The sequence below is a fragment of the Pedobacter sp. N23S346 genome (assembly GCF_048515415.1).
Taxonomy (GTDB): Bacteria; Bacteroidota; Bacteroidia; order Sphingobacteriales; family Sphingobacteriaceae; genus Pedobacter.
Genome location: NZ_JBLYEE010000002.1, coordinates 128,480 through 141,985, shown reverse-complemented (window position 1 = coordinate 141,985; position 13,506 = coordinate 128,480). Strand labels below are relative to the sequence as shown.

General features: G+C 37.7%; 7 protein-coding genes. 5 read left to right on the top strand and 2 right to left on the bottom strand.

All coding sequences use genetic code 11. The annotated features are described in order from the left end of the window. The 5 genes from ACN1CD_RS04455 (at position 1) to ACN1CD_RS04435 (ending at position 8,248) form a co-directional block, all read left to right on the top strand. A complete protein-coding gene (locus ACN1CD_RS04455; protein WP_419129062.1) occupies positions 1 to 3,735 on the top strand; it encodes an AAA family ATPase in 3,735 nt (1,244 codons plus the stop codon). A gap of 38 nt (positions 3,736 to 3,773) precedes the next feature. Further along, positions 3,774 to 4,067, top strand: a complete 294-nt coding sequence (locus ACN1CD_RS04450) for a hypothetical protein (protein ID WP_419129061.1) — start codon at positions 3,774 to 3,776, stop codon at positions 4,065 to 4,067. Between the two features lie 250 nt (positions 4,068 to 4,317). Then, on the top strand, positions 4,318 to 6,612 hold the full coding sequence (locus ACN1CD_RS04445) for an AAA family ATPase (RefSeq protein ID WP_419129060.1): 2,295 nt from the start codon (positions 4,318 to 4,320) through the stop codon (positions 6,610 to 6,612). Between the two features lie 564 nt (positions 6,613 to 7,176). Further along, positions 7,177 to 7,548: a hypothetical protein gene (locus tag ACN1CD_RS04440; protein WP_419129058.1), complete on the top strand. Its 372-nt coding sequence runs from the start codon at positions 7,177 to 7,179 to the stop codon at positions 7,546 to 7,548. A 130-nt stretch (positions 7,549 to 7,678) separates the two neighbouring features. Next, entirely contained in the window at positions 7,679 to 8,248 is a 570-nt protein-coding gene (locus ACN1CD_RS04435; RefSeq protein ID WP_419129057.1) for a hypothetical protein, read from the top strand. Between the two features lie 512 nt (positions 8,249 to 8,760). On the opposite strand, the gene ACN1CD_RS04430 is transcribed toward ACN1CD_RS04435, so the two are convergent. Both ACN1CD_RS04430 and ACN1CD_RS04425 read right to left on the bottom strand, forming a co-directional pair. Further along, entirely contained in the window at positions 8,761 to 10,386 is a 1,626-nt protein-coding gene (locus ACN1CD_RS04430) for a RagB/SusD family nutrient uptake outer membrane protein (RefSeq protein ID WP_419129056.1), read from the bottom strand. An 11-nt stretch (positions 10,387 to 10,397) separates the two neighbouring features. Next, on the bottom strand, positions 10,398 to 13,424 hold the full coding sequence (locus ACN1CD_RS04425; RefSeq protein ID WP_419129055.1) for a SusC/RagA family TonB-linked outer membrane protein: 3,027 nt from the start codon (positions 13,422 to 13,424) through the stop codon (positions 10,398 to 10,400). Positions 13,425 to 13,506: the final 82 nt, after the last annotated feature.

The following is a 13,506-nucleotide window of genomic DNA, read 5'->3' as shown; positions in this document are numbered from 1 at the left end:
ATGAAGATACTTGCCATACGCATAAAAAACCTGGCCTCTTTAGAAGGAACTACCGAGATTAACTTTACTGCCGAGCCACTGTGTTCGGCAGGGATTTTTGCCATCACCGGAGCTACCGGAGCCGGAAAATCGACCATATTAGATGCGCTGTGTCTTGCGCTATACAGTAAAACACCACGATACCTGCAGGCAAAGGAAACAGGGATAGAGATCCTTGATGTTCAAGGATTTAAATTAAATCAAAGTGATGTTCGCGGAATTTTACGAGACGGAACAGCCGATGGTTTTGCCGAAGTAGACTTTAGAGGAATCGACGGACAACACTATCGGGCAAACTGGAGCGTAAGGCGTGCCAGAAATAAAGCCGAAGGCAGTATGCAGCAAGATTCGGTTACCTTACAGAATATCACTTCTCATGTGGCTATTCCGGGTAAAAAAGCCGAAACCCTAAAGGAAATAGAAAGACTTGTTGGACTAAATTTTGAGCAGTTTACCCGTTCAGTTTTGCTGGCGCAAGGCGATTTTACTGCTTTTATGAAAGCCAGCAAGGATGAAAAATCTTCATTATTAGAAAAACTTACCGGAACGCATATCTATTCTGAAATCTCCAGAAAAATATTCGAGAATTATAAGTTTGAAGAACAGCAACTCCGCGAACTTAATTTACGAAAGGAAGGAATTGCCACACTCAACGAAGACGAACTTAAAACCTTACTGGAAGAACAGGGAATTCTGGCAACTGAAATCAAAATTTTAGAAAAAGAGATTGAAAATCTAACTTTAGAAATCGGCTGGCACGAGCAACTCGCTAAATTACAAGCCAATCATCTTGAGGCCAATGCCACATTACAACAAGCAAATGAGCATAAAATAAATGCTTTTCCACGCAGGCAGAAACTGGTGGTAACCGAGCAGGTACAACAAACCAGAAGCTGGGTAGATGCACAAAAGCATGCACAACACCAGTATGGGGAGAAAACAATTGCCCTGAATATTTTAAAAGAATCCATTGTCTCGCTCCAGGATCAGAGAGAAAAACTAGAGGTAAAACTTTTAGCATCAGGAAATGAGCTTACAGCCAAAACCAAAGCCTTAAATGATGCTTTACCCCTGCTGGAACAAGCCAAAAAACTTGATACGTTAATTGCTGAAAAAAAGGAAACCTTAGAAAAAGCCAAAAAAGAAACCGACAGTGCATCGGAAACAAACAGCCAGCAACAAAAAATACTGGCAGATAAGCAAGTAGTATTTACAGCGCTTTCCGCTCAGATCAAAACCATAACCAAGTGGAAGACAGAAAATATAGATCGGAGTCCGATTGCTGAAAATAAAAACATCATCCTTTCTAAATTACAGGATGCTAAAAAGCTTTTAGAAACCGTACAATCTTCTACCACAGAACTAGATGTATTAGCAGCTAAAATTCACAACAGTGAAACAGAAAAAATAGCGATTGAAACAAGCCTGGGCAAGCAGAATGAAGAATGGGAAAGCTTAAAGAAAACCTATGATGTTCAGCTAAAAGAACTGCTCTTAATCCCAATCGAAACCCTAAATTTGGATAAGGAGGAAATAAATAGTTCAGTTGAAAATACGATAAAAGCACAAGCCCATTGGCAATTGCTGGATAGTGCGCTTACGGAATTACAAACCTTAAGCCAGAAACAACTCACAGATCAAGCTGATTACCAAACAAAACAGCAAAGCTTGGCAGAACTTTCCAGAAAATTGGAGGTAGAAAGTGCTCAAAAGGAAACCACTGCACAGTTGTTGCAACAATCTCGTCTGGCATCAGCAGAAAACGTTGAAACGCTCAGAGCCACCTTGATAGATGAGGAACCCTGTCCAGTGTGTGGCAGTACCAGCCATCCCTATGCCATGCACCATCCAGGTTTGCAAAATGTACTGGCTAAACTGGAAGAATCCTATGCAGAAATGGAACGTGTTTATCTTGCCTCTTATCGTCAGTATAATGCTTTGGAACAAGCTTTTCAAACCTTGGCGCAAACCATCCAAAGTCAAAGTGCGGCCATTGATGCTAAACAAGCTGCCGTGAAAAATAAAAAGCAAATCTGGGAACAATTCGACATCTCCCAAGAAAGCCAAGCCATTTCCGATGTAAAAAAAGCCGACTGGATAGCAGAAAAATTACAGTCTCTGAAAACAAAACAAGCAGGTTTACTGGTACAGATACAGGCTTATTCAGGCCAAAAACAACAACTGGAAGCTGATAAAAACAAAATTGACCTGCTGAAAGAAACCATTGATAGCCTCAACAATCAATTAAAAGATGCAAAAGCTGCCATCGCCCTTTACCAGGAACAGCACAGCGGAAAAGTTAAGGAACTACAAAAGGCTACCTTGGATCTTAATGAGGTTGAAAAAATACTTTCGCCCTATTTTACCACGTCAGAATGGATGAAAAACTGGAAGGCGGATCCAATAACATTTGTAGGCCGTATAGAAGCCTTTGCCAAAACATGGAATGAAAACTCGGAGAAGTTAGCTCAATATATCCTTCAGGAAGGGGCATTAGCAGCCACGCTAAAAGAACTGGAAAATCAGGTAAAAAACCTTTCGGCTGAACTGACTAAAAAGACGGATGCTTACACCATACAACATCAAAACTACCAGGATCTGAAGCAACAACGCCTTACTATTTTCGATGGAAAACCTGCATCAGATGTAGAAAATCAATTGAAACAGGCAATTACCGAAGCCCAAAAACAGTTGGATCAGCTTAAGGCAATACAGCAGGAACTAAGCATCAACAGTACCAAAGCCAATACTCAAAAAGAGGAATTGCTTGCCACATTAAATACTTTAGAAACTGAAGCCACAAAAGCTTCACAAAAAACAGAAGCCTGGCTCAGCGATTATAACCAAAAAAATAACGCGACTTTAAGCATTACCGAACTGCATCAACTCCTGACCTTAAACAACGATTGGATGGATGCCGAGCGTATGGCATTACAAACCATTGATGACGAAGTTACGAAAGCAACCTCCATCCTGGCTGAAAGAAAGCAATTGCTGGATGCGCATCAGCAAAAAACCTTATCCGAACGTCCGTTAGAAGATCTTAACGAATTATTTAGGGTTGCAAAGTCTGACGTAGAATTACAGAAGCATAAAAGAAGCGAAATCGGTTTCCAGTTACAACAAGACGAAGCCAATAAAAACAAAATTGGTGACTTGCTAAAAAGCATCGACACACAGGCAAGCATTACGGAAAACTGGAGCAAACTGAATGAAATTATCGGCTCTGCTGATGGTAAAAAATTCAGACAGATTGCCCAGGAATATACGCTTGATGTTTTGCTCGGCTATGCAAACATCCACCTGCATTCACTTACCAGCAGGTATAAAATTGAACGTATTCTGGCCACACTCGGCTTACAGGTAGTTGATCAGGATATGGGCGATGAAGTGCGAACTGTGTATTCGCTTTCTGGCGGAGAGTCTTTCCTGGTATCGCTTGCTCTAGCCTTAGGCCTCGCTTCTTTGTCGTCCAGCCGGATGAAAGTAGAATCTTTATTTATTGATGAAGGTTTTGGCTCCTTAGATCCTACTACGCTCAATATTGCCATGGATGCCTTGGAAAGACTTCATAATCAGGGCCGTAAAGTGGGTGTGATCTCCCATGTGCAGGAAATGACGGAAAGGATTCCCGTACAGATTAAAGTGAGTAAGCAGCAGAGCGGAAAGAGTAAGGTGGAGGTTTTGGGAATGTAATAAAACATAAAATTAATTTTAATCATAAACTAAAAAACATGAAACAAACAATTATTGATGCAATTGACATTCGAAACTTATTAGAATTTCACTATGATGGACACTATAGATTAGTTGAGCCATATACTTTTGGAGTTTCCACTAAAGGAAACGACACACTATCAGCATATCAAGTTGGAGGAACAAGCGATAAAGGGAATGTTCCTGATTGGAAACTATTTACTGTTTCCAAAATAATCGCCCTTAAAAAATCTGATGAAACTTTTTTAGGTACGAGAAAGGGATATACAAAGGGAGACAGCAGAATGACTAAAATCTATAAAGAGCTTTAAACTAAAAACATGGAAAGATATAGAAATACAGGTAGAGATTCAGGAGTAGTTGCCTATGAAATAGGCTCCGATTACATCCGAGTACAATTTTCAGTAACATCACGAACTTATACGTACAGCTATAGAAGAGCTGGGAGTAGTCATGTTGAAAACATGAAGGTACTGGCAAGAAGTGGGTCTGGTTTAAATGCTTATATCAATAAACATGTAAAGAATTTGTACGATTGATAATCTGCTAAAAAAACTAAATATGCTCAAAAAAATAGACCAGCTTAAAACCTTTGGTATTTACAAAAACTTCGAATGGTCAAAAAATGGCACATTAAAAGATTTCTCAAGTAAAAATATTTTTTATGGATGGAATTATTCTGGAAAGACCACCCTATCCAGACTATTTTCCTCATTAAAAAATAAAAGAATACATGATGATTTTTCAGAAGAAGGTAGTTTTAAAATAAGTTCAGAAAGCGGTAGCTACCAACACGATACGATTAGTACATACATCAGAAATGTAGAAGTATTTAACTCTGATTACATTAAGGAGAATCTAAAATGGGAATTCGATGATCATATCAACGCCATTTCTTTTGAAGTCGGCGAAAGTATTGAAATCCGTGATAAAATAAACAACAATTTAGCGGAAATAGATGTTATCGAAGGTACGGCAGAAAAGGTTGGTAAAAAAGCAGACTTCGAAGAATTAGTTGAAGAGTATACCAATTTTGAAAACCTTTACACAATTGAGGCAAAACGAATAAAAAATGATGCTTTTATAAGTCTTATTGAATTTAATAAAGGGCATTTTAAAAAAATAAAGGACTTAATCCTTACAGATATAAATGTTGCAGTAATATCAGATAAAGATGAATTAAAACGTTTACAAAATATAGTAAAGATTGAAAGTCCTAAAGAAGAATTAAACACTATTGTATATCAAAATACTATAAAAGAAGCCTATGACTTAGCCACAAATATTTTGTCCCAAATACCGTCGAAGGCTCAAATAATAGATATTCTTGAAAACAATCATTCGCACTATTCTTGGGCAAAACAAGGATTGACTATTCATGAAAAAGGAGATGAATGCAAATTTTGTGGAAACCCATTAACCGATCAACGTTTTTCAGAGCTAACAAATTATTTTAATAACCAAGCATCTATTCTCAGAGAAGAAATACAAAAAGCAAAGCAACTCGTCCATCAGGAAATTCAAAAACTCCAAACAATTAATTTTCCATTAAGTACCAATGATTTAAATAATGGTTTCCAAAGTAAATATGAAGATATTCTAAAAATTGTAAAAAAGGAAGTTGATTTAGCAACAGTAATGTTTAATATTCTTTTAAAAGAGCTATCTAAAAAAGAAGCAGAAAGTATTTATCTGCCAGTATCAACATTATCAAAAAACGAATCAGATAACTTACAAAAGGCTCTAGATGATCTTAATGCGGTGATTAATGATAACAATGAGTTTAGCAAAAGTTTTGAAAGCATTATAAGTGCTGAACGGGTTAAGTATCAAAAGCATTTAGTTGCTGAGTTTTTAAAAGAACATAAATACCTTTCTGTCAAATTAAACAAGGAAAAAGCCGAAAAAGAAATTGAAAAACTTAACCTACGCATTTTAGAACTTCAAAAGGAGAATGTTAAACTGAATGCAGAAATTGACAGCATTTCAAAAGGGTGTGACAAATTGAACACATTCATTCAAAGTTTTTTAAATAGAACCGATATTAAAATTGAGGTAAATCAGGATACAAATAAATTCAACCTAAAAAGAGGGGCTAAGCTTGCCAAAAATCTCAGCGAGGGAGAAAAAACAGCTATTGCTTTTTCTCACTTTTTAGTTTTAATGGATAGTTTGAATGAAAAAAATCAATTAAAAGAAACAATAGTTTATATTGACGATCCAATATCTAGTTTAGATAGCAATCATGTTTTCCAAATTAACTCTCTTCTAAAAGATACTTTCTGTAAGTATGTTCCCTCTGCCAATAACCCTTTACAATCCGAATGGGTAATTGCTTGTAAACAGCTTTTTATCTCTACACATAATTTTGAATTTTTTGGATTACTAAAGGAGCTTCCACCATTAGGCAAGAACAAAGAGTCCAAATACTTTATTTCTAGAATAAATGATGAATCGTTTATCTCCCCACTTCCTATGGCTTTTGAAAAATATTCATCAGAGTACCAATATTTGTTTGGAGAAATATATCAGTTTATCAATGAGCCCGACCGAGCGGCATCTCATCGACTTCTTGCTATGCCCAATATTTTCCGAAGGTTTTTGGAGTTATATACCTTGTCAAAATATCCAAGTTCAGATGAGGTAGATAAACGTGCAGATAAAGTATTTGGGAATACCGCTTCAAAAAGAATTCTAAAAGTGCTTCACTATTTTAGTCATCTAAACAGCATCGAAAGGATTTCGAAGCAAAGCGATTTTATTTCTGATATAGACGCAGCAACTAAAGAATTAGTAAATTTTATAAAAACAAATGATGCATTACACTACGAAGCATTAGAGGCATCTATGAATTAATAATTGCAACGTATCACGAAAATAGAAGATTAAATGGGATGATTCAAGATTAGCATACCATGACAATAGCCGGATAGCTTATTCTTCTGGAATTGCATATCATGATAATGGGGGATAGCATTTTCATTAGGAACATTTTATCATTCCAATGGTAGAATTATAAAAAATCAAAGTTTTAGTATAGACTTAAGTAAAGGAATTACACTTTATATTATTCCTAACATTAAAATTACTTTTTATGGAAGAAAATAGATCGAGGAAATTTAATATTACCCATTAAAAAAATTGCTTTTATAAGATCATAAAAGTGAAAATCAGAGATATTATACACCATGATCACAAACATTAGAGAGTAAAATTACCTTTTGATCGGCCCATCCGCAGCGAATAAGATGAGCCGATCAATCTTGAATTTTATCAAAACCAGAAATCTACAAAGACAAAATCATGAACCGCATTAAAAAACACAGAGGCCTTCGGCGATATTATAAAAACCTGGAGCTAAAGAATGAAGACTGAAGTGAATTAAAGTTTACAGATTCAAATGATGCATGGTTTGATCATTTGCATACGCATTTCGATTGGTATGGTTATGGAAATGATAGCTTTAAACGTCGTAAACCTCACTTGGATAAATTGTTCCGACATTTCGATCTTTTAAGTGATCGAGCTAAATCTTTAACAGTTAATTTTCAGATCTGGATTACCATTTTAGACAATGACAGCGCTAGTGATGCGTTATTTTTACACACGCCCAACCCAAATCAGAATAACTTTCCATGGAAGATCTCAGGATTATCTGAAACGTCTACCCTCACTAATCAGCGGTTAATAGATTACATTAATAACTTAGTTGGTTACGAGAAACGATATGGCAACGCGAACGAAGTCTACTGTATGCTTTATAAAAAGAATATCGGGATAACTGTTGGATAGCTTTTGATAGGTTCCAAGAAATAGCGCAGCAATTATTGGAAATTACTTTTGCTATTTAATATTTAATTTGCATTTTGATTACCAGCAGTTCAGGAAAAATCAGTTATTAAAAATTTCAAAAAATTAAAAGATGACCAGACTAAACGCGTTTCACTGTTTCTTCCATTGGAAGGGTTTATCTATGATGGCCCTTTGTTTTTTAGCCATGAGTTGCGGCAATAAAAATAACAAAGCCGTAAAAACCAGGCTTCCTGACACGAGTAAAACTGACAGCGTTGCCAAAATCGAACCGAATGATCACATTAGTCCAGCCAAAGTACATAAGCCTGATACCATCAGAAATGTTGAGGCTACGCAAATGAATGGAGATGCTTTTCAAAAGGCCATCATTAGCCTTCAGGATAGTTCATTAATGGTATATGGAAATATCAGGGAAGATTACCGGATTTTTGGATATGAACAACCAGATACCAATTCCAGAAAGCTTATCTTTTTTTCTGTATTTACAACTGATGTTAAAGGGAATCCATACCATTGTCCTTATGGGGCATATTATTCGACTACGGATATGATTAACTCAGAAATCAAATACTTGTCAAATAGTGGAAAGTTCATCAAAGCCAATTTCATTAAAAATAAAACCGTGCTCACTCCTATCTACATTTTGAAGGATTGGGTTAAGTTTGAAGGAAAAAATTAATTATAGAAAGAACTAACACACGGTACAAAAACGGTCGTCATTGCGAAGCCAATTCTTCATTGGCTGTGGCTACCTTCTTGCGGCTAATACTGTATCAAAGAGGAGAATGTTCTCGCAAGGACGTTCAAGGAAGATAAACTACGTTCTTAAACTTACGAAGTTTTCCGCTACACAAGCCAACTAAACTTCGTAAGTTGATTTCCCACCACTAACATTACCGATGAAGTGAAGGATCGGAAAATTTTCTCACACGAACGATCTAATAGACGAATCGTCTTCCTGAACTTGTTTCAGGATCTTCTCTAAAGGTGCTGAACTAAATCCGATAGCTATCGGATCAGCATGACGATTCTGTTAAGAATTCTCACCAGAAACCCGTCTTTGTTAACAATTTTTATGCAATCGCTATCTGCGTTGAGTCGTAGCGGGACGCTACAACAAGATTTTTTATTTGAAGAAATTAATAATCGGGCCATCCGAAGACGACCCGAAAAACTAACCAACTTTTCTTATTAATAACCAGGATTTTGTGTTAAAACAGCATCTTTGTTCAATTGTATTTCATTCAGTGGAATGGGTAATAACAATGCTTTTGTGGTTAAGCCCGTAATCGGTTTAGAAGCATCGTTTGAATTTAAACGAAGGGCACGTTCTACCAAAGTTCCTGTTCTCATCAACGTCATTCTTCTATTCTCCTCTCCGATCAGTTCTCTCGCTCTTTCATCAAGAATAAAATCTTTTGTCATTTCTGCTGCCGTAACCTGAGCAGCATTTGCACGGGTTCTCAACACGTTTATAGTGGTAGCCGCCTGTGCCGTTTTACCTTGCGCCACTTGTGCTTCGGCAAGTAAAAGATAGGTTTCGCCTAATCGCATTAAGATAAAATCTTTAATCATGGCAAATCCGAATGTATCATTGGGATCAAAAGCGCCCCATTTAGTCGTACTTGGACAGATATTAATTAAGGTATCTGGACCTGTAAATGGCACTTGCTTTCCAAATCTGGCTGCGTAGATTGGATTAGGATCGTTATAATAATATTTTCTGCGAATGTTATATTGTGAATTACGGATATCATTTCCTTTGTATAAGCCGTAAAGCACCCAATTGCTTAAACGTAATCGACCAATGGAACGACCTCCTAATGAATCGGCCACCGCCATCCCAGCGATATTGTAATAAGCTGCTCCCCAAACCCTTCTTTGTTGTGGATTATCGGTGATACCGCCAACTACCGCTGTCGGGTTTTCTTGCTCCAATACCCAGATAGCTTCTGTATTTCCTTGTGATCTTCTTTGATTTCCATACTGGAACATGTCAGAATAATAATCTCCCGGCTGACTCGCTTTTACACCATAGCGGCTTCTAATCAGGTTAAATTTACCACTGCTGATAATGGCTTGTGCCTGTTGCTCTGCCAAATCTGGTTTGCCAATTCGCAAGTAGACTTCTGCTAAAAGTTGCATGGCCATAAATTTATTCGCCCTGCCGTACATTTTTCCTTTTGTATTGTTTTTTACCGCTTCAATATCTGGTAAGTTTGCAGCAGCAAAAACTAAATCGGCTACAATAAAATCGTTAACTTCAGCTATTGGTGCACGAACGAAATCTATTTTCGGTCCGGTTAAGGCATTTTTCACTAATGGAACCCCACCAAACAAAGTAGCCAGGTTATTATAAGCGTATCCCCTAAAAAATCTTGCTTCGGCACTGATCAGGTTCCTACCATTCGGGCTGATTGTTGATGTGGTTAGGTTGCTGATGCCATCCAAAATGATGTTTGTGGAATTAACCATAATGTAGTTTCTGTTCCACGCACGGGCTGCACCATTATCTGTTGGTGTTAATAATGCATAATTATAATATGGAATTTCCACACCTTGCTGATTATTGGTTGCATTTGCCACATCGGTTCCCACCTGCCAAACGCTCGGCCAGCCTTGCTGATCACCCCATGAAAAGATGGTACTGGTGTGGTTATATAAACCGATAAGCGAAGCTTCGAAACCAAGCGAATCGGTAAGGGTTAATGGCGTGTAGGCCGAAAATGGTTTTTCATCCAAAAACGCTTTTTTGCAGGATGATAATGCAAAAAACAGTATGGTAATGGATGCTATAATGGTTATATATTTTTTCATGATGGTGTTAATTAACGTAATGAAACATTTAAACCGATAACAAAAGTTCTGGTCACCGGATAGTTGTTTGTCCAATCTGCAGCGAATGCCTGCTGATTAGAATTTGAATTTCCTGTTCCTCTGCCATAAGTTGTTTGTTCAGGATCCCAGCCTATCCAGTTGGTAAATGTTGCCAGGTTCCGGCCGCTTGCGTAAACGGTTAAACTGCCTAAATGAAGCTTATCTAATATTTTTTGCGTAAAAACATAGCTTAAAGTAACATCTTTAATTCTGGTATAACTGGCATCAGATGCGTAACCGTAACCTAAAGTATTGTTATAAGATAAAGCCGGACGGGTCTGGCTTTGGTTTTCTGGTGTCCAATAGCCAATTTCTGCCGGGGTATTTCTTCTTCCTGTTTCATCACCATAAGTTAAATCAGGGTTATTTCTGGTGATACCTTGAGCAGTTTGAATAAATACGCTTAAATTAATGTTTCTGTAGTGAAAAGTATTCGTGATACCACCAGTCCATTTTGGCGCAGTCTGGCCTAAAATAGTTCTGTCATCCGGGGTAATTCTACCATCTCCGTTAATGTCGGCAAACTTTAAACTTCCTGGTCTTGCGGTTGGATCCTGTTTAGAAACATCTTCTCCGGTTTGCCAAATACCAGTCATTTGGTAATCGTATATTACATTAATTGGTTTACCAATAAACAACCTGTTTCCCAGATCATCTTTACCATCACCAAAAAGATCGGTGATTTTATTCTTATTGGTCGCGAACACAACCATCGTTTCCCATCTGAAATCTTTTCCTCTAAAATTTTGTGAGTTTAGCGTTAGTTCTAAACCATTATTAGTTGTTTTACCAACATTTTCCAATACCTGACCATATCCAGTGATAATTGGCAAAGCCCTATTAAGGAGAATTCCGCTAGTTTTATTTTGATAAGCTTCAATACTACCAGAAATTCTATTGTCGAAAAGACCGAAATCTAAACCAATGTTGGCTGTTTTGGTGGTTTCCCATTGCAACAACGTGTTCCCCAAATTAGCAGGAAGTACACCGATTGTACTAATGCCATTGAATGGAGATCTCACCGAATTTTCAGTAGTAATTGTTCTGTAAACCCCTACTGCCTCATTACCTGTTTTACCATACGACACTCTTAACTTTAAGTTATTGATAGCCTTAAGGTTTTTCATAAAACTTTCGTTGGTGATATTCCAGCCAATTGCTGCTGATGGGAAAACCCCATATTTGGTTGTATTTACACCAAATACAGATGATCCATCTCTACGCGCAGTTAAGGTTAACAGATAGCGACTATCATAAGAATAGAATAAACGACCCATTTGAGAGTTTAATCCATATCTATCCCGATATGTACCACTGGTTTGAGTAGCACCTGCACCAATATTATCTAAGCCAAGTTCATCATTAATAAAACCTATGGCACCTGCAGTAGTAGAATTGAATTTACGTTCCTGCGCACTGTACAAAGCGGTAAAATCGAAATGATGCTTTTCAATGTCTTTGGCATAGGTCAGGATATTCTCGATGGTATAGCTGTTTGTTGATGCATTGAAACTACTCGCTGTTCCATTGTTATCATTTGCCAAACGGCCTACATAACTTCCTCTTCTTTCAGGGAAGTAAGTGTAACCTGCATTAAATCTATATTTCAACCCCGTTAACACCCCTGGGAATTTAATCTCCGCATAACCATTGCCATTGATGTTGGTGGTTCTGTTGATCTGCGTGGTTTTTAAACCTAATAATGGATTGGTATACAACAATTCAGGAGCCATCGGGAAAATTTTATAGGCGCCGTTTGCCTCGTATTGCTGACCATAAGGACTCATTGCACTTGCTAATAACAAATTTGCCCTTCCACCATCAAACTTGTTGCTGGTTAAAAATAGCGAAGTTCCAACAGTTAAGAAACTGGTTACGTTAATATCCAGGTTTGATCTTAAGCTTACGCGATTGAATTGATATCCTTTGATTACACCTTTCTGATCGAGGTAATCGCCGGAAATGAAATATTTCACATCAGGCGATCCACCGGAGATACTTACGTTATGATCCTGAATTTTACCCTGCTGAGTAGATTCATCTATCCAGTCTGTAGTAGTACCTGCATTATAAGCCGCAAGCTCACCAACATTAGGAACTGGTCTGGTTTGAGTTTGATTGGTTTGTTTTAAGAAATCGGCATATTTTTGCACATATTCTACACCACTGCGGGGCTCCAAAGTATGCGCGATATTATCAATACCAGCATAACCACTGTAACGAATAACCGGTTTGCCTGCTGTTCCACGTTTGGTAGTAACGAGAATTACACCGTTTGATCCGTTCGTACCATAAATTGCCGTGGCACTTGCATCCTTCAAAACCTCTACCGATGCAATGTCGTTCGGGTTGATATCATTTAGTGAACCTCCGGTTTTACTTAAGGGTACACCATCAACCACCACATAGGGACCAGCACTTGCTGAAATGGAGTTTTGTCCCCTGATTAATGCATTGGGCTGACTACCCGGAACTGATGAGGTTGTGCTAATGTTTACACCTGCAACAGCACCTTCAATAGATTGAAGCACATTAGTTACCGGAAGCTGAGATAGCCTTGCCTTAGGTACAGATACCACAGAACCTGTTACATCTGATCTTTTTTGTGTACCATAACCTACCACAACCACTTCGTTAAGGGTTTTATCTGATTCTTCAGCAAGTGAAAAATTTAGCTGGGTTTGGTTTTCCAAAACGATTGTTTTCGGTGCATAGCCGATAAAGGTTACAACTAAAGTTTCACCTTTGGCTGCCGCAATTTTGTAGCGCCCGTTTCCATCGGATATGGCGACTTTAGCAGTCTTTTCATTTTTAATGGTTGCACCAGGAATTGGCAAACCTTTAACATCAAGAATAACACCTGATATTTCTGTATTTTGAGTTTGAGCATATAGACTGTTACCGCTGATACTTATAGAAAGCAGGATAGCGAAAAGTCCAAATATGCGCCCTAACGGGTAAAGTAAATTTTTTAGCATAATTGAATTTGGTTAGTTGATTTGTTTGGAAGGGATTCGGTTTCCGAACCCAATTACTCAGCGCCAGTTTTAATTCAGCGCA

Coding starts and splice junctions, on each gene's coding strand:
- ACN1CD_RS04450 (WP_419129061.1), top strand. CDS start 3,774: ATGAAACAAACAATTATTGATGCAATTGACATTCGAAACTTATTAGAA.
- ACN1CD_RS04445 (WP_419129060.1), top strand. CDS start 4,318: ATGCTCAAAAAAATAGACCAGCTTAAAACCTTTGGTATTTACAAAAAC.
- ACN1CD_RS04455 (WP_419129062.1), top strand. CDS start 1: ATGAAGATACTTGCCATACGCATAAAAAACCTGGCCTCTTTAGAAGGA.
- ACN1CD_RS04430 (WP_419129056.1), bottom strand. CDS start 10,386: ATGAAAAAATATATAACCATTATAGCATCCATTACCATACTGTTTTTT.
- ACN1CD_RS04425 (WP_419129055.1), bottom strand. CDS start 13,424: ATGCTAAAAAATTTACTTTACCCGTTAGGGCGCATATTTGGACTTTTC.
- ACN1CD_RS04435 (WP_419129057.1), top strand. CDS start 7,679: ATGACCAGACTAAACGCGTTTCACTGTTTCTTCCATTGGAAGGGTTTA.